The organism is Dactylosporangium sp. NPDC051484, from assembly GCF_040689395.1.
Lineage (GTDB): Bacteria > Actinomycetota > Actinomycetes > Mycobacteriales > Micromonosporaceae > Dactylosporangium.
This window is the reverse complement of the sequence record NZ_JBFAZX010000042.1, coordinates 1-21,774: the sequence shown is the minus strand read 5'-3', so window position 1 is coordinate 21,774 and position 21,774 is coordinate 1. Positions and strand designations below refer to the sequence as shown.

Genomic DNA, 21,774 nt, shown 5'->3' with positions numbered 1-21,774 from the left:
GCGCGCCGGTGACCATGGCTTCGCCCGACCTGCAACCCGCAACCGTGACCGAGCCACGGCCGGGCAGTCGGCTCGCCCGGCTGCTCACCCCGAGCGCCGTCGACGCCCTCAAGGCCATGGCCGAAGAACACGGCGTCTGTACCCGCCCGGTCCTGCTGCGCCGCACCGACCTCGCCACCGGACAGACCGAAGTCATCGACCTCCCGTGCGGCGCCACCCGCGAAGATAAGTGCAAGCCCTGCGCCAAGCGGGCCCGCCGACTGCGCCAGCAACAGTGCCGGGAGGGCTGGCACCGCACCGACGAACCCCTGCCCGACCCGGACGACCCCATCGACGAACAGCGCGCCATGCTCCAGCTCCGCGCGCACTTCGTCTTCGAACGCAACCGCGCCGAACAGCTCGCCCAGTGGGACCAGGTCGCCGAACTCGAAACGGCCATCGGCGAACTCGACCAGGCCATCACCGAGTCAGGCATGCGCGGCCGGCTCACCCCGGTCGGCAACCCTAACTCGGACAGCGACCAGGCCGACGAGCAACCGGCGAAGCGGCGCGTACGGTCGACCCGCCGCCGGCAGGACGCTCCGGACCTGCCCCGGCTCAAGGTCGCCCCGACAACGGTCGGCCGGACCTTCGAGGGCCGCGACGGGCGCGTGTTCCAGCCCTCGACCTTCCTGACGCTCACCCTCGACAGCTACGGCCGGGTGCGAGAGGACGGCACACCGGTCAACCCGGCGACCTACGACTACCGCCGCGCCGCCTGGGACGCCGTCCACTTCCCGGCCCTGCTCGACCGGTTCTGGCAGAACCTCCGCCGCGCCTGCGGACGCAACATCCAGTACTTCGGCGCGGTCGAACCGCAGCGCCGTCTGGCGCCGCACGCCCACTTCGCCATGCGCGGCACGGTCTCGCGCGAACTCCTCCGTAAGGTCGCGGCGGCCACCTACCACCAGGTCTGGTGGCCACCGGTCGACGCCATCCGCTACCCGGACCACAATGCGCCGATCTGGGAGCCGGAGACCAAGCAGTACCTCGACCCGCAGACGCGCGAGCCGCTGCCGACGTGGGATGAGGCGCTGGACCAGGTCGACGCCGATCCCGACACCGAACCGGTCCACGTCGCCCGGTTCGGCCCGCAGCTCCATGCAGAAGGCGTCCTCGGCGGCACGCCACAGGCGGACAAGCTCATCGGCTACCTCACCAAGTACCTGACCAAGTCCGTCGACACCTGCCACCAACTGACCACCGACCGGCAGACCGCGCACTTCGAACACTTCTGGGCCGAACTGCGGTACACCCCCTGCTCACCTCGCTGCGCCAACTGGCTCCGCTACGGCGTCCAGCCGAAGAACGCCCGCGCCAACCAGTCCGCCGGCCGCTGCAAGGCCAAGGTCCACCAACGGACCACCCTCGGCATGGGCGGCCGGCGCGTGCTCGTCTCCCGCCAGTGGTCCGGCAAGACCCTCGCCGACCACAAGTACGACAACCGCGCGTGGGTCAAGGCCCTGCTCGGCATCACCGAACCGCACGACCAGGTCCCGGCCGTCGACGACCGACCGGGACAGCCGGCGCCGTTCGCGTGGGAGATGGCCCGCAACGACGACCCGGACGTACCGCCGCTGCAACACCGGCTCCTGAGAGCCATCTCGGCGCGCATTCAGCAACGCGCGCAACTCAGCGCGGCGAAGGAACGACGAACCACCAGCAACGAGTCAACGGGGAAGGAAGCGGCTTGATCATCCGCAAGAGTGTGCGGCCCGCCGAAGCGGCACGACTGCTCGGCGTCTCCCGCGACACGGTGTACGTCCTGATGCGCAGCGGTCGGCTGCGGTCGGTGAAGCTCGATCGCGCCAGGCTGATTCCGCTCGCCGCGATCGAGGAACTCCTTTCGGCAAGTGGAGAGGAAGCCGCATGACCGAGAAGCGACGGCGCTCGCAGGGCGAAGGGTCGATCTTCAAGTATCGCGACGGGTATGCGGCGATCCTCGACCTCGGCTGGGTGCAGGGGAAGCGCACGCGCAAATGGGTGTACGGCAAGACCGAGCGCCAGGTCGCGGGCAAGCTCAACGACCTGCGGCGGCGGCACGAGCGCGGGGAGAACCTGGCGGCCGGGCCGAAGGCGTTCGGTGACTGGCTGGACGAGTGGATGCAGCTCAAGGAGCACGACGGCACCCGGCCGACGACGCTTCAGGGGTACCGGAAGATCATCGAGAACCACGTCCGGCCGGCGCTCGGCAAGGTCAAGCTCGACAAGTTGACGCCGACGCTGATCCGTCGGCTGCTCGCGGACAAGACCGAGGCCGGTCTTTCGGCAACCTCGGTGCGGCACGTGCACGGACTGATCCGCAACGCCCTCGGCGACGCCGAGCGGGAGGAGCTGGTGCACCGTAACGTGGCGAAGATCGTCCGGCCGCCCTCGATGCACCAGGTGGAGCGTCGGGCGCTGACCGTCGAGGAGGCGAAGCGCCTGCTGGCTGTGCTGAAGGGGCATCGGCTCGAAGCGCTGTACGTCTGCGCACTGACCGTCGGCTTGCGGCGCGGGGAGCTGCTCGGGCTGCGCTGGGCGGATGTTGACTTCGACGCCGGCACGCTGACTGTTCGGCAAACGCTGCTCCGGACGAACGGCCGGCTGGAGTTCTCGGCGCCGAAGACCGGCCGGTCGCGACGTACCGTGCCGGTACCGTCACCCACGCTGAAGCTGCTCAAGAAGCACCGCAAGGCGCAGAGGGCGGCACGGAAGGTGGCGGGGGAGGGGTGGCAGGATCACGATCTGGTCTTCCCGGCCCGCCTCGGGACGCCGATGGAGCCGGACAACCTCGACCGGTCTTGGCACCAGCTGCGGGCGGCGGCCGGCCTCGACTGGCTCCGGCTGCACGATCTACGGCACGCTTGCGCGACGTTCCTCCTGGTGTCCGGCGCCTCGCCTCGGACGGTGATGAAGGTTCTCGGGCACAGCCAGATCGGGTTGACCATGAACACGTACGCGCACGTCCTGCCCGAGATCGAGCGGACGGCCGTGGATGACGCCGCCCAGCGCCTGTTCGGTGCTTAGGCTGTACGGCTGGCTGTACGGCCGCCTGAGCAGTGCTGAAAGTGGTGCGCCCGGTAGGACTCGAACCTACGACCTTGGGATTAGAAGTCCCCTGCTCTATCCACTGAGCTACGAGCGCATGTCGTCGCACAGGCTACCGCCATCCCGGGCCGGATTGGTTGCGGGGAGCCGGATTGCCGTGGCTCAAGGACAGCACGCCGTGCCCTCGGCGGGCAACCGGGTTGGCGGCGGGCGGCCGGCGGACGGGGAAAATCCGCGCGGCCGGCCCGCCGCCGGTCCTCAGACGCCCGCGGGTATGCGGGTGCGCGGCCTCCTCCGGCCGCGCGGCGCGGCGCCGGTCCCGGTCGCGACGCCGGCCTCCTCCGCGGTGTCCGAGGAGTCCCCGGTCTCCTCCTCGACCTCCTCGATCTCGTCCTCGGCCGACTCGTCGGAGTCGTCGGACTCACCGGCGGCCAGTGCCTCCAGCTCGGCGGCGAGGTCCTCGTCCGAGCGCTCGAAGGGTGCCGCGGCCTCGTCCGAGTCCAGGGAGGCCAGGACCTCCTCGGCGAACGGGTCGTGCTCCTCGACGATCGTCACGAATCCGCCGAGCTTCTCGTCATACGCCCGCCGCCGCGGCAGGCCGTTGATCTCGTCCGCCGGGTCGGTCGGGGCACCGCCGATGCGGGCCTCGGCGAGTTCGTCGTCGATGGCGCTGGTCAGCGTGTGCGCCTTGATCCGGGCGAACTTCGCCCGGCCCCGGGACAGGTCGTGGCCGACCGAATGCGCGTCCAGCTCGTAACTGACCCGCCGCACGTGATCCTCCGTTTCCCAGTCCCGGCTGTACAGCCGCCCGGTGACGATCACCGGATCGCCGACCTGCACGCTGCGGGCGACGTTTTCGGCCAGCTGGCGCCAGCAGTTCACCCGCACCCGCAGGCTGTCGCCGTCGATCCAGCGCCCGTCGGCACGGTCGAACCGACGCGAGGTGGAGGCCACCTTGAAGTGCGTCACGAGCGACTGGCTGTCCACGAGCCGCCGGCAGTCCGGTGCGTTGAGAACGTTGCCAACGACGGTGACCATGGTCTCGAACACGGTCTCTCTCCTTCCCCTGTTGGGTTCTGTCGGAGGCAGCTTGCGCGAAATCGGGGCTGTCCCGCCGGGCGCGTGGGCCGAACCTGTGGATAACCGACCGCTTGTGGACGGGGTCGCGCCAGCGCCGGTGATCTGTTATGAACCCCCGCCCCACCTGCGGCGACGCGAAACCGCCTGAACGGGAGATTCGGGCCGCGGTACCGAAAAAATTCCGAGCTACCGCGATGTCCGTCGTTGTCCGGACCGTTACTCATTGGGTGACCATGGGGTGGTCCGGTTGTTGGATGGCCGGGCAGCGCCTGGGCCGTCAGATCATCGCCAGCCGTTCCAGCCCCCTGGGGAGGGCCCACGGGAGTGCCTGCGGGGTCTGGCGGTCCGGGACATCCCGACTGGCAACAGGGCTACTGCGCCGTAGAGCGCCCGTCAATGAGGGGACCCGAGTGGCCGTGCGCGCCGCATGCCCGTTCCGGCTGTCCACAATGGACTGCATGCTCGGCTTCGGGCGCGACGCCTTGCCGTCGAGCCGCGGCCGACTTCACCCTTCAGCCCGCGATCGCGAGCAGTTCGCGCGGGGTCTCGCCGGTCTTGTTCTCGATCGCGTCGAGGTACGCCTGGAACGGCATCCCGGTCCCCCTCGCCAGGGCTTGCCTCACCCCTGCGTCGGACTGGCTGCCTCGGTTTCGACAGGATGCGCCGGGCTGTCTTCCAGCGCCGCCGTGACCGTCACCGCCTCCATCTCCCGGGCCAGTGCCTCGATGTCGGCCGTGCCCAGACGGAGCGTGTCGGCGCAGATCGTCACGTTGACCGCGTCCGGCGCGGCGTCGACGCTGATGTTCAGCATCGCGTCGAGCGTGTCGACCTTGCGATTCCACCAGGTCGTGGTCAGCGCGGCTGCGGCGGCGATCCGCTCCGGGTCCGGGGCGCAGGCGTCCGTGAAGGCCCTCCGGTCGTTCACGACGATGTCGTACTCCAGGTCGGCGCGCTCCGCCCGCACCCGCGCGACGACGTCGTCGAGGCCGGCGGGGTCGTAGTAACCGTGCATGTCGCGCTGCTCGCCGCAGTGAAGGCGCGCTGGACGGCCTCGCCGACAGATATGTAGATGTACCAATTAGTCTATCGGCGGGTTGCGAGAGCGTTCTCTCCGGTTTAGGCGATCGCTGTCAGCCACGTAGGGTTGGCTCATGGACGAGCGGCGCCTCGAGGACACCCGTAACGCGATCGGCGTGCTGACGCTGCTGTTCCAGGCGCCGCAGGACACGCAGACACGCAGCGGATACCTGCAGCAGATCATCGGCGACGAGGACACCATCGCCGATGTCGGGCGCGCGTTCACCGGCATGACCAACCTGGCCGCCCTCATCCTGCTCGACCACGTCCGGTCCACCGGCGAGCCGGCCGCCGACGTGCTGCGCCGCATCGCCGCCGAGCTCGTAGCGCGATGACGCGCACGGTGTTCTCGCCTGCTCGGGCCGCTCGTCGAGCACGCGAGCGCCACCCCGGCGTGCGTGGCCGCGACCGTGAACCCATGCCTGGCCACGTCGTGCACCTCGCGTGACACGCGGATCCGCTCCTCTGGCAGGGCCCGCCGGCTCAGCTCCTTCTGTTTCTCGATCTGCGCCTGGCACCACATGTGCACGACCGGTCCGATCGGCCAGGGCGCCGCGAGCCAGCAGGCCCCTACGGCAGCAGCCCGACGGTGAGCAGGTCGAGGTGCCCCGTCATCCGCGGCGGCGCCGCGACCACCGACACTGCCGTGGCGATCGCCGCCGCGAGCACCGACTCCCGCAGCCGCCATCACTGGCACCACTGGCGCCCGCCGAGGTCACCGCTCCTCTGGCCGATTCCGCCCTTGCCGGCGGCCTCAGTAAGCGGCCTGTGGTGCCCGCACCTGGTTGGTCACGAACGGTTCCCAGATTCCTCGCCGCCGAACCAGCAGTTTCCGCGACAGCAGATGCCGATCCCCGGCGAAGAACACCCGATCCACGGCCCGCCGAACCTTGGCCAGCCCCGGCGACGAGTGCGACCCGGTGACGATGACGACGTCCCGCGCGGGCACCCCGACGACGAGCTCTCCCGGCACGGACCGTTCGAGGCTCGCCCACAGACCTTCCGCAAGCAATAGGCTGGAGGCAATACCTTCGAAATTAAGCATGAGCGCCGGCGGCTGACCATGTACGCCAACGGCACCGAGTCGCGCATCGAGGTTATGCGCGGCCTGTCGACGCAGTATGCGGCGGGGAAGCTCCATGCGTTGCAGGTCGGCCCACGTCACAAGCCGCTGGCCGAACGGTGGGCCGTAGCTGTAACCGACTCCCAGCCCACCCATGAACTCGTCGAGCACAGGCGAATGCACATCATCGCGATGAACGTCACGAAGCGGTGCGAGAACGGGGAGGAATGCGATCTGCACGACTGAGAAACTAAGACCGTGACGGATGTGAGACAAGCACTTGTTTTTGCGCCGTCTACTTGCTAATGCGGCCTCCGCCTGCGCCCTCCGTTTCCGCGCCTCTCCGCCTCCGCGTGAGACATGGGCTGCGCCTCTGCCTATGCCTTCACCTCCTCGGTCCACCGGATGGATGAGTTCGGCCTGAATGCGGTCGTCAGCCCTGGCTATGGCGGCCGGGCGGCGTGCTCAGGGTTTTCGCCGGCGGCGGTGTGCGAAGCTCAGGCGCGCGGCCGCGGCCAGGGCGACCGCCGCCGTGCCCACCGCGACGGTGAGGGTGGCGGCTCGGCGGACGTCGGCCGGGGCCGGGGGTGATCCGTCGCCGAGGTGCGGGCGCTCCTCGACCCGCGAGCCGTAGACGTTACGGCCCCCGAGCCGCACGCCCAGTGCGCCGGCCGCGGCGGATTCGCACTGGCCCGAGTTTGGGCTCGGGTGGTGGGAGCCGTCGCGGAGCCAGACGCGCAGGGCTCGGGACGGACTGCCACCGACCAGCGGGGCCGCGGCGACCGTGAGCGCCGCCGTGAGGCGGGACGGGGCTAGGTTCGCCGCGTCGTCGAGGCGGGCGCTGGCGGTGCCGAATCGCGCGTATCGCTGCGATTTGTGCCCGACCATCGCGTCCAGCGTGTTGATGGCGCGGTATCCGACGATGCCGGGCACGCCGGCCACCGCGGCCCAGAACAGCGGTGCGACCACGGCGTCGGAGGTGTTCTCGGCCAGCGATTCCACGGTCGCGCGGGCCAGTTCCGGGGCGTCCAGCGCGGCGGGATCGCGGCCGCACAGGTTGGGTAGCTGTTCGCGGGCGGCCGGCAGGTCGTCCGCGGTGAGTCGGTCGGCCATGACCCGGCCCTCGCGTGCCAGGCTGCTGCCGCCGAGCGCGGACCAGGTCGCCGCGGCCATCAGCGCGGCACGGGCCAGGGGCCGATGCCGGGTGAGCCGCGCGCCGACGGCCGCGGCCGCGACCGGCACGCCCACGGCGACGGCGGCGAATCGGGCCCCTGCCCAGCGGTCGTCGGCGTAGAGGTGCTTCTCGAGCGTGCCGGCGAACCGGCCGAAGCCGGCGACCGGATGCCATCGGCGCGGGTCGCCAAGGACCGCGTCGAGCACCGCGCCCAGCACGATTCCGGCGGCGTCCGCTCGCGAGCCAGCCAAGAGTTTCATGCCGCGAACGTACCGGTGCCCCCTGACAGTTTTGGCGACCGGCCGCCAGGCGATCGCTGTTCGTACTCGCTCAATCACCGAGGGTTGTCGGGTCAAAATCCTGTCGTACCGCCGAGTCAGAATGGGCGGCGTGGAAGGCAAGGGTGGTCTGCTGGTCGCGGGAACCACGTCGGATGCGGGCAAGAGTCTGCTGACGGCGGGGATCTGTCGGTGGTTGCACAGGCAAGGTGTGAACGTCGCGCCGTTCAAGGCGCAGAACATGTCCAACAACTCGGCCGTGGCGATCGAGCCCGACGGCACCGGCGGCGAGATCGGGCGCGCGCAGGCGCTCCAAGCGGTCGCCTGTGGCCTGGCGCCCAGCGTGCGGTTCAACCCGGTGCTGCTCAAGCCCGGCTCCGACCGGCGTAGCCAGGTCATCGTGCTGGGACAGGCGGTGGGGCACATCGGCGCCGCGAACTACGCCGAGATCAAGGACCGGCTGCGGGCCACGGTGCTGGAGACGCTCGACGACCTGCGGCAACGTCACGACGTAGTGATCTGCGAGGGCGCGGGCAGCCCGGCGGAGATCAACCTACGGGCCATGGACCTGGCCAACATGGGGCTCGCCCGGGCCGCTGACCTGCCCGTCATCGTGGTTGGCGACATCGATCGAGGTGGGGTCTTCGCGGCGCTGTTCGGCACGGTCGCGCTGCTCGACGCCGAGGATCAGGCGCTGATCGCGGGGTTCGTCATCAATAAGTTCCGGGGTGACGCCGGGCTGCTGCGGCCCGGGGTGGAGTCGCTGACGCAGCTCACCGGGCGGCCGACGTTCGGGGTGGTGCCGTGGTCCCACGACCTGTGGCTGGATGCGGAGGACTCGCTCGCCTATGACGGGCGGGTGCTCGGCCGGCCCGCACCGGCTCGCGGATCGCAGTGGCTGCGCGTCGCCGTGATCCGGTTACCACGCCTGTCCAATGCGACGGACGCGGAGGCACTGGCGTGCGAGCCCGGCGTGCAGGTGCGGTTGACGGTCGAGCCGGCGGACCTGGCCGATGTCGACCTCGTGGTGGTGCCCGGTAGCAAGTCCACTGTGGACGATCTCACTTGGCTGCGCGAGCAGGGCCTGGCGGATGCGATCGTCCGGCATGCCAAGTCCGGGCGGCCGCTGCTCGGCATCTGCGGCGGGTTTCAGATGCTCGCCGAGCGCATCGACGACGAGGTGGAGAGCGGGCGTGGCACCGTCGCCGGGCTGGGCCTGCTCCCGGTCGACATCGCGTTCGCACAGCGCAAGACCCTGGCCCTGCCGAGCGGGACGGCATTCGACGGAATACCTGTTCGGGGGTATGAGATCCACCACGGCCAGGTGCGCCGCGGCGCGGAACGGCCGCTCATCAGGCTGCCGGACGGCACCGGGGAGGGGGCGGTCGCGGGCAACGTGTTCGGGACGCACTGGCACGGCGCGTTCGAGTCCGACCAGTTCCGCCGCGCGTTTCTGACCGAGGTGGCGCGGCTGGCCGGGCGGCACGGGTTCGAAGTCGCGCCGGACGTGTCGTTCGCGGCGCTGCGGGAGCGAACGGTGGACGTGCTGGGCGACCTGGTCGAGGAGCATCTCGATACCGAAGCGCTGTGGCGGCTGATCGAGGGCGGCGCGCCGAAGGGCCTGCCGATGATCACGGTGGGGACGCGATGAGGGCGGTCGGCCGGACCGGCGCGCGCCGGTGCGGTGCCGGGTGGTCGCGTGGACGGGGCGTCGGCGGATGCGCTCGGCGGACCGGCGAGGGTAGGGCGGATCAGGCTGGGCACCCGGCAGGCGTATGGCGGGTGCGGCGGGAGAGCGAGGATCGGTGAAGGGGACATATCGCGAGCTTGCCGAGGTGGTGCTCGCGCGGCCGGCGCGGATCGGGGCGGTGCGGCTGGTCGCGGTCGACGGGCGGGCGGGCTCCGGCAAGACCACGTTCGCGGGGCGGCTCGCGGGAGAGCTGCAGAAGAGCAGGCGGGTGACGGTGCTGCACACCGACGACTTCCTCGACGGGTGGTCGAAGATGCTGATCTGGCAGCCGCGGCTGCGCGAATGGGTCTTCGAGCCGTTTCGCAGGGGTGAGGCTGGAGCCTACCGGCGGTACGACTGGGGGCTGGAGCGGCTTGTCGACGAATGGACACCCATTGAGCCGCCGGAGGTGCTCGTGGTCGAGGGGGTGGGGAGTGCCTCAGCGGCGATGCGGCCCGATCTGACGCTCAGCGTGCTCGTCGACGCGCCGCGGGAGCTGCGGCTGCGGCGGGGGATCGAGCGTGACGGCGAGGCGCTGCGGCCGGAATGGGAGCGGTGGATGCTGGGCGAGGATGCGCACTTCGCCGAGGACGCGACGTCTGTGGCCGTCGATGTGCTGGTGGACGGGGCCCCGGATGCAGCGCATGATCCGGAAATTGAGTACATCATCGGCACGACCGGGTGGACGGCGGGAGCGACACTGGAGGACGATCCAGAGAGCAGGCTGGACGGGGAGGAGCAGAGCGGATGAGCACCGACGAGGCGCAGGGCGGGAATCCTCCGGCGCGGCGGAGGGTGGTGCTGACCGGGATCAGTTCGCGAGCCTGGGAGCATCCCGCCGACCGAGGGGCCCTGGTGGCGCTGCGGGAGCTGCGCGGGTTCGACGACGTCCTCAAGTCGCTCCACGCGTTGTGGAACGAGCGGGCGTGGCGGCTGCAGTTCCTCGGCAACGCGATCCGCGTGGATCACCGGCAGTATCCGCGGGTCCACCGCCTGCTGGCCGAGGCTGCCGCCTCGCTTGACGTGGCCGAGCTGCCCGAGCTGTTCGTCCAGCAGGACCGGTCGATCAACGGCATGTGCATCGGCATGTCGAAGCCGTTCATCGTGGTGAACTCGGGAGCCGTCGAGCTGCTCGACGACGAAGAGCTGCGCTGCATGCTGGGGCACGAGCTCGGGCACCTGATCAGCGGGCATGCGGTGTACCGGACGATGGTCATGATCCTCACCGACTGGGCTGTGCGGCTGGCCTGGCTGCCGGTCGGGTCGATGGTGCTGCGTGCCATCGTCGCGGCACTGATGGAGTGGTGGCGCAAGGCGGAGCTCTCCGCGGACCGTGCCGGGCTGCTGGCCTGTCAGGACCCGGCGGCGTCGCTGCGGCTGGCGATGAAGCTCGCCGGTGGCGGCGACCTTTCCGAGGTCGACACCACGGCGTTCCTGGAGCAGGCGGCCGAGTTCGACCGGGCCGGTGATCTGCGCGACAGCCTGATCAAGATCCGCATGGTGACGGCGCGCTCGCACCCGATGCCCGTCGCGCGGGCGGCCGAGGTGCGCGCCTGGATCGACAGCGGTGAGTATCAGCGCATCCTGTCCGGCGACTACCCGCGCCGCGACGACGACGGCAACGCGTCGGTGACGGAGGAGATCAAGGCAGCTGCGGACTCGTACCGTCAGGCGTTCAGTCGCTCGCAGGACCCGCTCGTGGCGCTGCTGCGCAAGCTCGGCGACGGCGCCGCGGACGTCGGCGGCTGGGTCGGCGCCGGCGCGGGCCGCATGCGCGGCTGGATGCGCGGCAACGGAACGGACAGCGGCCAACCGGCGGGCTAGAGTAGCCCGCCGCCGGAGCTGAGAAGCAGAGGAGCCCACGGCTGGCAGCGGAACTCACGGCGTAACGGGCAGCCGCAGTAGCTGCGGCGGCGACGGTCAGAGACCGGCCCTGGACGGAACGCAGCGTAGCCGGGGAAGCGGGCGCCGTCGGAGTAGGCGGGTGCTGCCGCGGTAAGCGGGCGCTGCCGCGGCGGCAGCTCACTGGTCGGCCGCCGCGGCGGCAGCGTCAGCGCGGGCCGCGCAGCAAAGGCATGGTCTGGCCCCGTGACCAGGGGTCGCTGGGGTTCAGGCGGCACTGAGGTGGAAACGGGGCGGGCGGCACGGTCGGGAGACTTGCACAGTAAGTTCTGCGTATGACAGTGCGAACCGAGGAAGAACTCCGTGCCGCGATCCGGCGGGAGATGCCAGGTGTGCGCGCCGATCTGGAGCGCCTTGTCCGGATTCCCGGCATCGCGTTCGCCGGGTTCGATCATGGTCACGTGGAGCGGTCGGCTGACGCGGTTGCGGAGCTGCTGCGCGGGGCCGGGGTGCCCGATGTGCGGATCGTGCGCAAGGGTGGGCAGCCCGCCGTCATCGGGCGTCGGCCCGCGCCTCCCGGTGCGCCAACGGTGCTGCTCTACGCGCACCACGACGTTCAGCCGGTCGGGGATCTCGCGCAGTGGGCCAGCGACCCGTTCGAGCCCGTTGAGCGGGACGGGCGGCTGTATGGCCGGGGCGTCGCCGACGACAAGGCCGGCGTCATGGCGCACATCGCGGCGCTGCGCGCGTTCGGAGACGACCTGCCCGTCGGGGTGGTCGTGTTCGTCGAGGGCGAGGAGGAGTACGGCTCGGAGTCGCTCGAAGACCTGCTCCGTGAGTACCGCGAGGACATCGCCGCCGACGTCATCGTCATCGCCGACTCCGGCAACTGGGACGTCGGTCAGCCGGCGCTGACCACGGGGCTCCGCGGGATCGTCAACGGCTTCGTCGAGGTACGGACGCTGGAAAAGGCCGTCCACAGCGGCATGTTCGGCGGGGCCGTGCCCGACGCGCTGATCACGCTGTCCCGGCTCATCGCCAGCCTGCACGACGAAAACGGCGACGTCGCCGTCGAGGGGCTGCTCCGCATGCCCTCGGCGCCGCTGGACTACCCCGAGGAGCGCCTCCGCGAGGAGGCCGGCATGATCGAGGGAGTTCGATTCATCGGTACCGGGCGCCTCGTCGAACGCCTCTGGACCCGCCCGGCGATCGCGATCCTGGGCATCGACGCGCCGCCCACGTCGGGCGCGCCCAATGCGCTCGTGCCCGTGGCCAAAGCCAAGTTCAGCGTGCGGATCGCGCCGGGCGACTCGGCCCAGCGGGTGTACGACAGCGTCGTGGAACACCTGCGCGCGCACGCGCCATGGGGTGCCCGGGTGACCGTCGAGCTCGAGCAGCTCGGCGAGCCGTGCGTGATCGACGCGGCCGGGCCGGCATACGACGCCGCGCGCGAGGCGTTCGCGGCGGCCTGGGACGGGGCACAGCCGGTCGACATGGGAATAGGGGGTTCGATCCCCTTCATTGCGACGTTCCAGGAGATGTTCCCGAAGGCCGCGATCCTCGTCACCGGCGTCGAGGACCCGCAGACGGGCGCGCACGGGCCGAACGAGAGCTTGCACCTGGCCGAGTTCGAGCGCGTCTGCATCGCCGAGGCGCTGCTGCTGTCGAAGGTGTCCCGCCTGACCGTGTAATCACGCACCATCCCGGAACATGATGATAAGTCGGGTAAATCCGGACACTGGTGATGTCCGGATTTACCCGGAAGAGACGCAAAGCGGAGCCGTCAGCCGCGCGGCGGGAGCTTCACCACGCTGACGAAGAACTCGTCGATCTGGCGTACCACGGCGATGAAGCTGTCGAAGTCGACCGGCTTCGTGACGTATGCGTTGGCGTGCAGGGAGTAGCTGCGCAGGATGTCCTCGTCGGCCTGCGAGGTCGTCAGCACGACCACCGGGATGCGGCGCAGGTCCTGGTCCTGCTTGATGACCTGCAGGACCTCCCGGCCGTCGACGCGCGGCAGGTTGAGGTCGAGCAGGATCAGGTCCGGGCGGGTCGCCTCGGCGTAACGGCCCTCGCGCCGTAGGTAGGCCAGCGCCTCCTCGCCGTCCGGCACCACGTTGAGCTTGTTGCGCACCTTGTGCTCCTCGAACGCCTCCTGCGTCATGAGCACGTCGCCCGGGTCGTCCTCGACCAGCAACACCTCGATCGGCAGGGATGCTTCGATGGGCACGGTCATAACGCGGACTCCTCGGGCAGGGCTGGGGCGGGGTCGGCGACGGGCACCGGGAGCGTGAACCGGATCAGCGTACCGTCGCGGTGCGCGGGGTCGATCCAGATGCGCCCGCCGTGATATTCCACGATCTTCTTGGCGATCGCCAGGCCGATACCCGTGCCAGGGTACGTCTCCTTGGCGTGCAGGCGCTGGAAGATCACGAAGACCTTGTCGGCGAATTCGGGCTCGATGCCGATGCCGTTGTCCTCGACGCTGATCTCGTACTCGCCGTCGGCCAGGCGGCTGCCGACGACGATGCGCGGCGGGACGTCGGGGCGGCGGAACTTGATGGCGTTGCCGATGAGGTTGCTGAAGAGCGCGCCGAGCAGGGGCTCCTCGCCGCGCACAACGGGCAGGCCGGTGAAGATGATCTCGGTTTTGGTGACCTCGCGCTGCGCGTCGAACTGGGCGGCGGCGTCGACGACCACCTTGTTGAGGTCGACGGTTTTGAAGCCGCTGGTCAGCCGGCCGATGCGGGAGAAGGCGAGCAGGTCGTTGATGAGCCGCTGCATCCGCTGCGCCCCGTCGACGGCGAAGCCGATGTACTGGTCGGCGCGCTCGTCGAGCTGCCCGGAGTACCGCCGCTGCAGGAGCTGACAGAAGCTCGCCACCTTACGGAGCGGCTCCTGCAGGTCGTGGCTGGCCACGTACGCGAACTGCTCGAGGTCCCGGTTGGAGCGGGTGAGCTCCGCGGCCTGCTGTTCGAGCATTTGGTTGGCCTCCTCGACCAGCCGGCGGGCCTCCTGAACGTCGTTGAGATCGGCGTTGATCCGCCGGCGCATCGCGTCGACGTCACCGGCCAGCGCCGTGAGCTCAGGCGGTCCAGAACTTCCGATGGCGTACTCGTAGTCGCCCCCGGCCACGCGCCGCACCTCGGCGGCGAGGTCGGTCACCGGGCGCGTGACGAGACGCCGCAGCAGCAGGGCGAGCGCGACGCCGGCCACGACCACGACGACCGCGGCGAAGACCAGCAGGAGGATGAGCAGGGTGCTGGTCTCCCGCACCTGCCGGGCGACCTCGTCCCGGCGGGTGGCGAGCTGCTGCGACAGTGCCGCGATCCGGCCGGCGGCGGCGTTGTACACGGCCCGCGACTGCTCCGTCGGCGCGGCGAGGTCCGGGGTCACGCCCTCGGCGCGCGTGCGGGCGATCAGCGGTTCGGTGATCTGGCCGCGGTACGTCGCGGTCGCGGTCGCGATGTCGTGCACCGCGGTGACGAGGGCGGGCTCGCCGGCGACGAGCCGCTCGGTCTCCGCCAGGATCTGCCGCTCCTGCGCCTGGGCGTCGCGGTAGCCGTCGAGGTCGGAGTCCTTGCCGGTCAGCGCGAACGTGCGCGCGCTGGACTGCTGGCGCAGCAACTGGGAGTACAACCGCTCGGCATTGGCCTGGGCGGGCGTGAGCCGATCCATCACCTGGGTCGTGTCGGACCGGTTGGCGGCCGCGGTCGCGGTGGCGGTGATCGCGATCACGCCGAGGAGTCCGGCGACGACCGCGCACAGCGCGGTGATGCGCCGCCACAGCGACCAGGAGGATGGTGTCATGACGCCCTCGATGGGGTCAGCAGGAGCACCGCGATGTCGTCCGGCACCGGTCCACCGTTGTGGGTCTCGGCCTGCAGGGCCAGCCAGGCCGGCAGCTCGCGGGGCTCGGTGCCGTGCGGGCCCCGCAACACGCGGCACAGCCCGTCGACGCCGAGGCGCTCGCCGACCCGGGCGCCGGGCCCGGCGGCGCCCTCGATCAGCCCGTCGGTGTACAGCAGTAGCGACCAGCCGTCCGCCGGGCCAAGCGTGACCTCGGTGGCGGGCCGGGGCACGCCCGGGATCACGCCCAGCACCAGGCCGGGCTCGACATCGCAGGGCTCGGCTCGGCCGCCGCCCAGCAGGATCGGCGGCGGGTGTCCGGCGAGACGGATCCTTGCCTTGCCCGCGACCAGGTCGACGGTGGCCACCGCGACGGTCGCGAACAGTTCGTCGGTGCGCCGCTCGCTGACCAGCACCTGCTCCAGGGAGTCGAGGATGTGTTCCTCCGGCACGCCGGCCAGCACCAGCGCTCGCCAGGCGACCCGTAGCGCCACGCCCAGCGGCGCCTCGTCCACCCCGTGGCCGCAGACGTCGCCGATGAGCAGGTGCAGGCGGCTGCCGCCGTCGACGCCGATCGCGTCGAAGAAGTCGCCGCCCAGCAGCGCGCGGTCGCGGCCGGGGCGGTAGATGGAGAACAGTTCGGCGGGGACGTCGCGCATCAGGGGCTGGGGGAGCAGCCCACGCTCGAGGCGGGCCGACTCGGCCTGGCGCAGCTCCGACTCGCGCAGCAGCCTGGCCTGCTCGTCGGCGCGCTTGCGCTCGACCGCGTAGCGCACCGCCCGGGACAGCCCGGCGCCGTCGACGGTGCCTTTGACCAGGTAGTCCTGCGCGCCCTCGGCGACCGCGGCGATGCCCAGGTGCTCGTCCTCCATCCCGGTGAGCACGCAGACCGCGGCGCGGGCCGAGTGCTGCAGCACCTGGCGCAGCCCGTCGAGCCCGCTCGCGTCGGGCAGCCCGAGGTCGAGCAGGACGCAGTGCACGTCGCGAAACCGCGGCCGGGCCTCGCGCATGGTCTGCGCGATCTCCACGTCGATCGGCGCGCCGGCCTCCGCGAGCAGCTCACGGACCAGGAACGCGTCGCCCGGATCGTCCTCGACCAGCAGCACGCGGATCCGCTCGCCGGTGGCGGGGCCGATCCGACGGCTGCGCGGGTCCACGGTCGCGCTGAGGTCGGCCATGCTCACACCCGCCCGACGGGCCCAGGTGTTTGCCGCGCGGCACACATGAGGACGATCCTCCCCTACCTGACGGCTGGCTGCATGTGCGGATGAAGTGTCTCAGGGTCGGCGCCGCTCGCGCACCCGCCGGTCACCCACGGCCATCGGGCGGGTGGCCACCCCGGGGGACGTGGCGGGCGTCACTCGTAACCCTGTCGATCCATGCCGTGGATAAGCTTCGCGCGTGCACGGGCTCGAGAACGTCGTCCTCCTGATCGCGGTCGTGGTCGCCACCTCGGTGCTCGCCCGCCGGATCGGCGTGCTGTCACCGATCCTGTTGGTGGTCGTCGGCATCGGCATCTCGTATGTCCCCGGGGTACTGGAGATCGAGCTCGATCCCGAGGTCGTGCTGCTCGGCATCCTGCCGCCGATCCTCTACGTGGCGGCGCTCGAGACGTCCGTTCCGGCGTTCAAGTTCAACCTCCGCCCGATCCTGCTGCTCGCCATCGGGCTGGTGCTGTTCACCACGGCGGCCGTGGGGTTCACGCTGAAGACGTTGCTTCCGAACGTACCGCTGGCCGCATGCCTCGCCCTGGGCGCGGTCGTCGCTCCGCCGGACGCGGTCGCGGCCACGGCGGTCGCCCGGCGCATCGGCCTGCCACGGCGGGTGGTCACCGTGCTCGAGGGCGAAAGCCTCATCAACGACGCGAGCGCCCTCGTCACGCTGCGTGTCGCCGTGGCGGCGGCGGTCGGGACGGCGGTCGACGGCTGGTCGATCGCCGGGCAGGCCTCGGTCGCGGTGCTCGGCGGCATCGCGTTTGGTGTGGCCGGCGGGCTCGCCATCGGCTTCGTGCACAAGCGGGTGCGCAACCCGCTCATCGACAACGCGGTGTCGCTGCTCACGCCCTGGGTGGTGTTCCTGCCGGCCGAGGCCGTGCACGCCTCCGGCGTCGTCGCGGTCGTGATCTGCGGCCTGTCGCTGGGCCATCGGATGCCCACCCTGATGTCGGCCGCGTCGCGCCTGCAGATGGACGCCTTCTGGCGGATGGTGAAGTTCCTTCTCGAGGGCGCCGTGTTCCTGCTCGTGGGGCTGCAACTGCGCAGCCTCGTGGCGCACGTGGAGCGCTCGTTCGTCTTCACCATGGGCGCGCTCGCCGCCGTGGTCGGGGTCGTCATCGTGACGCGGATCGCGTGGCTGTTCCCCACGACCTACCTGGCCCGGCTCATCCCGCGGGTCCGCCGCCGCGATCCGGCCCCGCCGCTGGCCGCCCCGGCGGTGATCTCGTGGGCCGGCATGCGCGGCGCGGTCACCCTGGCCGCCGCGCTCTCGCTGCCGGAACGGCTCGCCGGCGACGCCTCCTACCCGCGCGGCCTGTTCGTGATCCTGGCGTTCGGCGTCATCGTCGCCACATTGGTGTTGCAGGGCGCCACCCTGCCCACCGTGGCCCGCTGGCTGAAGGTCCCAGCGGACGACGAGAAGGAGGACGCGCTGGCCGAGGCCTCGGTGCAGCACGAGGCGTCCCGGGCCGGCAAGGCGCGTCTGGAGGAGATGGCCGGCGACGCCCCCGACGGCGTGGTCGAGCGGCTGCACCAGGTGGCGCAGAGCCGCTCCAACCTGGCGTGGGAGCGGCTGGGCCGGGCGGATCGGGAAACACCGTCCGCCGCGTACGCCCGGCTGCGCCGCGAGATGCTGAACGCGGAGCGGGAGGTTTTCCGCAAGGCGCGGGACAGCGGGAGGATCCCGGAGGAGACGCTGCGCCAGGCGCAGCGCGACATGGACCTGGAAGAGTCACTGCTCGAGCGGGGGAACATGTGACGGTCCGGAGCGGAGCGGAGGGCGCGTGACCTGCGTACATCTGGAAGCGGCCGAGAAGGTCGAGCCGCCCGAGGTGGATGGCTGCCCGGAGTGCCTGGAGGGCGGCTTCACCGACTGGGTGCACCTGCGCCAGTGCCTGGCCTGCGGCCATGTGGCCTGCTGCGACTCGTCTCCGCGCCGCCACGCCACGCAGCACTTCCTCGTCGTGCACCACCCGGTAATGCAGTCGATCGAACCGGGCGAGTCCTGGCGCTGGTGCTTCATCCACGAGATCGTCGGCTGATCCCGCGCGCCTCGTCCAGCCGGTTTCACCCCGCGACGATGAGCGTTCCCACCTGCGAGTACGCGTGTTCTCAGGCATTTCAAAGGAGATGCGGGACACAATCGTTACGAGTTGGGCATGGGGGCGGGCGTGACCGTGTTGCCATGGTCAAGGGGGGAACTGTTCGGCCTTCGGTGGGGTAAGGGGCGGGCCATGGCGAGACCGAGATGGTGAGCGAGGTGCTGGACCTCGTTCCCGCGCCGGGCGTCCTGTATGCCACGATCCTCGTCCTGCTCACGGTCGACGCCTTCATCCCGGTCGTACCCGCGCAGGCACTCATGATCGGCGGGGGCATCCTCTCCGCCTCCGGGCACGCCCAGTTGCTGCTGCTGGTCCTCTCCGGCGTCGTCGGCGTCGTGGCCGGAGATTTACTGGCCTTCCTCGTCGGGCGGCGCCTCGGGCGCCGCGGCAAGCGGTCCGCCCGGGCGATGCCGCGCCGGGCCCAGGCCATCACCGCCCGGCTCAACGAGGTCATGCAGCGGCACATCTTCCTCGCCGTGCTGTTCTGTCGGTTCGTGCCGGCCGGGCGGATGATCACCGCGATATACGCGGGGCGCAACGGCGTCTCGACGCGCCGGTTCGCCACCTACGATGTGGTCGCGGCGACGCTGTGGGCCTCCTACGGCGCGCTGCTCGGCCACTTCGGCGGCGAGGCGATCGAGGACTCGTCCTGGCTGCCGCTGCTGCTCGTCGCCGCGGCGGCCCTGCTCTTCGTGGCCGGGGCGCCGCTGCTGGGCATGGTCAACAAGATGCGCCGGCGGGCGGCGCAGACCGGGGCGCAGCGGCACCCGGTGCGGATCCGTCGCCGGCGTACGGCCATGGAGACCCTCGCCGCCGCCGAGCCGCTGGCCGCCATCGAGGTGCTCGTCGCAGCCGAGGCCGTCGCCGCTGCGGAGTCCGTGGTGGTCCAGGTCAACGGGCTGGAGTCGGCCGCTTAGTAACGTCGGCGGCGACGCGAGGTCAAGGCGCGGCGCGAAACGGGTCGTGCTCGGTCAGGATCCGGTCGAGGCGGGCCTGGTCGACGCGCTGCACGACCGACACGGATTCCTGCTGGTCGCGGATGACCTTGGCCAGGGTGAACGCCGACGTGACCGTGTAGAGCAGGCCCAGCCCCAGGAACGCCCGCATCCAGGCGTTGACCGGTAGGTAGGCGATGCCGATCCTCACGCCGACGATCGAGACGACGAACGACAGGGCGGACTGGATGAGGAAGGCCGGGGTGGTCTTCCTCGGGATGTTCGCGCTCATGAGAAGAGTCTCGGGCGGCCGCGACCGGGCCGCCTGAGTACGTCTACTCACTGCTTGCCGGCGCGCACCTCAGAAGGGCTGTGCAGCTCGATCTTGTGGACCCGCTCCCACGCCTCGATCACCTCGGGCGTCACGTGCGCGCGGAAGTAGTCGTTGGCGCTGAGTCGGTTGGTGACCGGCTCCTCGCTCTCCGCGAGCAGGCTGCCGGGGACGAGGTGCAGGCCGTTCTGCACGGCCGCGCTGAGCCGCCGGTGGCCGTCGATCACATAGTAGTCGGGGCCGCAGTGGCCGATCGTGAGCGGCTCGAGGTCCTCGGGCTTGGCGTCCGCGAGCTCCTGGGCCAGGGTCTCGTCGGCGAAGTCGATCTCGCGGGTCGGGTAGATCCGCATCGGGTCGAGCAGCAGCAGCGGCGGCCGCTCGCGCAGGACGTCGGCGCCGAGCCGCCCCTCGAACGCGGCCTGCACCGCCGCCACGACCTCGTCGGGCGTGGCCCGGGTGCTGTCGGCGACCAGGTCGTAGTTGCGCAGCCGATACTTGTCCGCACCGTAGCGGGTAAGGAACCGCATCCGCTCGCTCTCGCTGCGGCTGTGCAGGTTGCGCTTCGCCTCCTCCAGCGAGGCGTAGTTCTCCACGTCGCTGTGCGGGCGGGACAGCACCCGACGGGCGGCCTCGTTGGGCTCGGTGATGAGGTGGACCTTGAACGCCTCGTTGAAGAAGAACCAGGCGAGGCGGCTGTCGACGATCAACTGCTCACCGGAGTTCGCGATCTCGCTCTGCAGGTTGTCCACCGCGCTGTCGATCGCGTCGTCGAGCTCCGCGTGGAGGTTGAGCTGCAGGGCGGTCATGCCGCGGCGCTCGGCCATCTCCCGGTACATGTCGCCGACGCTGATCCGGCGCAGCCCGAGCCGGCTGGCGAGCTCGACGGAGACCGTGGACTTGCCGCTGCCGAGGTCGCCGTTGATGACGACGGACCGGTGATTGCTCATGCGCAACTCTCCAGGTAGTGGGCGTCCGGAGCCTAACACGCGCTCGTTGTACCCCCTTTCCTCGTGCTACCCAGGCAGGACAAGCGGAATTCACCCGGATGGGCAGCGCGGGCACGTCATCGGGGTGAAACGTCGGGGTGGAGGTGACCCCGGCTACTTCAGGAAGAGGGCGGCGATCCTCGGCAGGTGCTCGCGCACCGCCGCGTCGTCCTCGTCGTTCCAGTCGTCCTCGACCAGCGGGGCGACCTGGCCGGTGCGGGAGCGCAGCAGCATCGGGTAGTCGTCGACCTCGCCGTAGAGATCCTCGGCGAGGTCCTCGACCTCGCGAGGGGCGAGCTCGTGCGCGGCGAGGTGGCCCGCGGCCACGGCCCGGACCACCGGGTCGTCGGCCAGCCCGTCCGGGTCGGCCACGGCCCGATCGTAGATCTCGCGGCCGCGGGCGATGAGGCCGTCGACGAACGCGTCGGCGTAGCGGGCGGCCACGCGCCCCGTCGCCCACATCGCCGAGGAGTTGGCGCGCGCCTGCAACTCGGTGCGGCGGGCGTCGAAGTCCAGCAGCTCGCTCTTGTCGAGGGCGGCCAGGCGCACGCGCAGCGCGCCGGTGAACCGCTCGGCGAAGCCCGGCGTGACGCGCTCCCCGGCGGCGGAGCGGGCACCGTCGATGACCGACCAGAAAGTTTCGCTGTCCACGGCAATGAAGTCTGTCATCCCGGCGCACAGTCCGGTCAACCCTCGCGCCTGGAGATCCACCGGTTGCGCGGCCCCGGCCGGCGGTCCTCGGGCGGCCCTGACGCAACACCGCCCGGTGGCACGTTTCCGGGATTCGACGGAAGGCGGGCGGCCCTAACGTTCTATGCATCGCAAGGCCACACCAGCCACTTTCCAGAAGGAGCACACCATGAGCGACATCGACACCGGCTACGACGGCGGCCAGGACGTGGACTACGGCCACTACGAGGCCGGTCAGGAGCACGGCGCGCTGGATCAGTTGCACCAGGCGCAGGGTTCGGAGGCGGACTACAACAGCCAGTTCGGGGTGTACGAGCAGGATCACCACGCGGCGGAGTCGACCGACTTCTCGACG

The 21,774-nt window shown here is 70.7% G+C and carries 22 protein-coding genes and 1 tRNA gene; 12 read left to right on the top strand and 11 right to left on the bottom strand.

What is annotated here, in order from left to right; translation table 11 throughout:
* Positions 1 to 14 precede the first annotated feature (14 nt).
* From AB0367_RS35680 to AB0367_RS35670, 3 genes are read left to right on the top strand one after another with little or no spacing between them, the layout of a single operon-like run.
* The gene (locus AB0367_RS35680) at positions 15 to 1,733 is read left to right on the top strand and encodes a replication initiator (RefSeq protein WP_366230955.1); all 1,719 of its coding nucleotides are present in this window, start codon (positions 15 to 17) and stop codon (positions 1,731 to 1,733) included.
* Positions 1,733 to 1,912: a helix-turn-helix domain-containing protein gene (locus tag AB0367_RS35675; protein ID WP_350554582.1), complete on the top strand. Its 180-nt coding sequence runs from the start codon at positions 1,733 to 1,735 to the stop codon at positions 1,910 to 1,912. The genes AB0367_RS35680 and AB0367_RS35675 overlap by 1 nt, the downstream gene beginning before the upstream one ends.
* The gene (locus AB0367_RS35670; protein ID WP_366230933.1) at positions 1,909 to 3,048 is read left to right on the top strand and encodes a site-specific integrase; all 1,140 of its coding nucleotides are present in this window, start codon (positions 1,909 to 1,911) and stop codon (positions 3,046 to 3,048) included. Before AB0367_RS35675 ends, AB0367_RS35670 begins: the two co-directional genes overlap by 4 nt.
* Positions 3,049 to 3,090: 42 nt before the next feature.
* Here AB0367_RS35670 and AB0367_RS35665 read toward each other — a convergent pair.
* From AB0367_RS35665 to AB0367_RS35655, 3 genes are all read right to left on the bottom strand, one after another.
* A tRNA-Arg gene (locus AB0367_RS35665) sits at positions 3,091 to 3,166 on the bottom strand.
* A gap of 161 nt (positions 3,167 to 3,327) precedes the next feature.
* Positions 3,328 to 4,119 carry a single-stranded DNA-binding protein gene (locus tag AB0367_RS35660; protein ID WP_366230932.1) on the bottom strand — a complete coding sequence of 264 codons (792 nt, stop codon included), beginning with the start codon at positions 4,117 to 4,119 and terminating at the stop codon, positions 3,328 to 3,330.
* A gap of 649 nt (positions 4,120 to 4,768) precedes the next feature.
* Complete coding sequence (locus AB0367_RS35655) at positions 4,769 to 5,161, bottom strand: hypothetical protein (RefSeq protein WP_366230931.1); 393 nt, start codon at positions 5,159 to 5,161, stop codon at positions 4,769 to 4,771.
* A gap of 139 nt (positions 5,162 to 5,300) precedes the next feature.
* Between AB0367_RS35655 and AB0367_RS35650 the strand changes: the two genes are divergently transcribed.
* Positions 5,301 to 5,561: a hypothetical protein gene (locus tag AB0367_RS35650; protein ID WP_366230930.1), complete on the top strand. Its 261-nt coding sequence runs from the start codon at positions 5,301 to 5,303 to the stop codon at positions 5,559 to 5,561.
* A 419-nt stretch (positions 5,562 to 5,980) separates the two neighbouring features.
* Here AB0367_RS35650 and AB0367_RS35645 read toward each other — a convergent pair whose 3' ends face one another.
* Together AB0367_RS35645 and AB0367_RS35640 are read right to left on the bottom strand one after the other, a co-directional pair.
* The gene (locus tag AB0367_RS35645; RefSeq protein WP_366230929.1) at positions 5,981 to 6,529 is read right to left on the bottom strand and encodes a hypothetical protein; all 549 of its coding nucleotides are present in this window, start codon (positions 6,527 to 6,529) and stop codon (positions 5,981 to 5,983) included.
* A 225-nt stretch (positions 6,530 to 6,754) separates the two neighbouring features.
* A complete protein-coding gene (locus AB0367_RS35640; protein ID WP_366230928.1) occupies positions 6,755 to 7,723 on the bottom strand; it encodes a cobalamin biosynthesis protein in 969 nt (322 codons plus the stop codon).
* Between the two features lie 121 nt (positions 7,724 to 7,844).
* Here AB0367_RS35640 and AB0367_RS35635 point away from each other — a divergent pair, with 121 nt between their 5' ends.
* The 4 genes from AB0367_RS35635 to AB0367_RS35620 all read left to right on the top strand — a co-directional run bounded on the left by AB0367_RS35635 (position 7,845) and on the right by AB0367_RS35620 (position 13,003).
* Positions 7,845 to 9,392 (top strand): cobyric acid synthase, encoded by a 1,548-nt coding sequence (locus tag AB0367_RS35635; protein WP_366230927.1) that lies wholly within the window; start codon positions 7,845 to 7,847, stop codon positions 9,390 to 9,392.
* Between the two features lie 184 nt (positions 9,393 to 9,576).
* Positions 9,577 to 10,221 carry a hypothetical protein gene (locus AB0367_RS35630; RefSeq protein ID WP_366230926.1) on the top strand — a complete coding sequence of 215 codons (645 nt, stop codon included), beginning with the start codon at positions 9,577 to 9,579 and terminating at the stop codon, positions 10,219 to 10,221.
* Positions 10,218 to 11,294, top strand: coding sequence for a M48 family metallopeptidase (locus AB0367_RS35625; protein ID WP_366230925.1), 1,077 nt, complete (start codon positions 10,218 to 10,220; stop codon positions 11,292 to 11,294). Before AB0367_RS35630 ends, AB0367_RS35625 begins: the two co-directional genes overlap by 4 nt.
* A gap of 353 nt (positions 11,295 to 11,647) precedes the next feature.
* The gene (locus AB0367_RS35620) at positions 11,648 to 13,003 is read left to right on the top strand and encodes a dipeptidase (protein WP_366230924.1); all 1,356 of its coding nucleotides are present in this window, start codon (positions 11,648 to 11,650) and stop codon (positions 13,001 to 13,003) included.
* 92 nt (positions 13,004 to 13,095) lie between these two features.
* On the opposite strand, the gene AB0367_RS35615 is transcribed toward AB0367_RS35620, so the two are convergent.
* The 3 genes from AB0367_RS35615 to AB0367_RS35605 are packed head-to-tail and all read right to left on the bottom strand — an operon-like array spanning position 13,096 to position 16,339.
* Positions 13,096 to 13,548 (bottom strand): response regulator, encoded by a 453-nt coding sequence (locus tag AB0367_RS35615; RefSeq protein ID WP_366230923.1) that lies wholly within the window; start codon positions 13,546 to 13,548, stop codon positions 13,096 to 13,098.
* Positions 13,545 to 15,122, bottom strand: coding sequence for an ATP-binding protein (locus AB0367_RS35610; protein ID WP_366230922.1), 1,578 nt, complete (start codon positions 15,120 to 15,122; stop codon positions 13,545 to 13,547). The genes AB0367_RS35615 and AB0367_RS35610 overlap by 4 nt, the downstream gene beginning before the upstream one ends.
* A complete protein-coding gene (locus tag AB0367_RS35605) occupies positions 15,119 to 16,339 on the bottom strand; it encodes a fused response regulator/phosphatase (RefSeq protein WP_366230921.1) in 1,221 nt (406 codons plus the stop codon). The genes AB0367_RS35610 and AB0367_RS35605 overlap by 4 nt, the downstream gene beginning before the upstream one ends.
* Positions 16,340 to 16,562: 223 nt before the next feature.
* On the opposite strand from AB0367_RS35605, the gene AB0367_RS35600 reads away from it, so the two are divergent.
* The 3 genes from AB0367_RS35600 to AB0367_RS35590 all read left to right on the top strand — a co-directional run bounded on the left by AB0367_RS35600 (position 16,563) and on the right by AB0367_RS35590 (position 19,394).
* Positions 16,563 to 18,134 (top strand): Na+/H+ antiporter, encoded by a 1,572-nt coding sequence (locus AB0367_RS35600; protein WP_366230920.1) that lies wholly within the window; start codon positions 16,563 to 16,565, stop codon positions 18,132 to 18,134.
* A gap of 25 nt (positions 18,135 to 18,159) precedes the next feature.
* Positions 18,160 to 18,417: a UBP-type zinc finger domain-containing protein gene (locus tag AB0367_RS35595; protein ID WP_366230919.1), complete on the top strand. Its 258-nt coding sequence runs from the start codon at positions 18,160 to 18,162 to the stop codon at positions 18,415 to 18,417.
* Between the two features lie 218 nt (positions 18,418 to 18,635).
* Positions 18,636 to 19,394: a VTT domain-containing protein gene (locus tag AB0367_RS35590; protein ID WP_366230918.1), complete on the top strand. Its 759-nt coding sequence runs from the start codon at positions 18,636 to 18,638 to the stop codon at positions 19,392 to 19,394.
* Positions 19,395 to 19,416: 22 nt separating this feature from the next.
* On the opposite strand, the gene AB0367_RS35585 is transcribed toward AB0367_RS35590, so the two are convergent.
* The 3 genes from AB0367_RS35585 to AB0367_RS35575 all read right to left on the bottom strand — a co-directional run bounded on the left by AB0367_RS35585 (position 19,417) and on the right by AB0367_RS35575 (position 21,380).
* Entirely contained in the window at positions 19,417 to 19,704 is a 288-nt protein-coding gene (locus tag AB0367_RS35585) for a YiaA/YiaB family inner membrane protein (RefSeq protein WP_366230917.1), read from the bottom strand.
* Between the two features lie 47 nt (positions 19,705 to 19,751).
* Positions 19,752 to 20,690 carry an AAA family ATPase gene (locus tag AB0367_RS35580; protein ID WP_366230916.1) on the bottom strand — a complete coding sequence of 313 codons (939 nt, stop codon included), beginning with the start codon at positions 20,688 to 20,690 and terminating at the stop codon, positions 19,752 to 19,754.
* 153 nt (positions 20,691 to 20,843) lie between these two features.
* Positions 20,844 to 21,380, bottom strand: coding sequence for a DUF4240 domain-containing protein (locus AB0367_RS35575; RefSeq protein WP_366230915.1), 537 nt, complete (start codon positions 21,378 to 21,380; stop codon positions 20,844 to 20,846).
* Between the two features lie 208 nt (positions 21,381 to 21,588).
* On the opposite strand from AB0367_RS35575, the gene AB0367_RS35570 reads away from it, so the two are divergent.
* Positions 21,589 to 21,774: hypothetical protein (locus AB0367_RS35570; RefSeq protein WP_366230914.1), on the top strand; the 186-nt coding region annotated here is incomplete at its 3' end.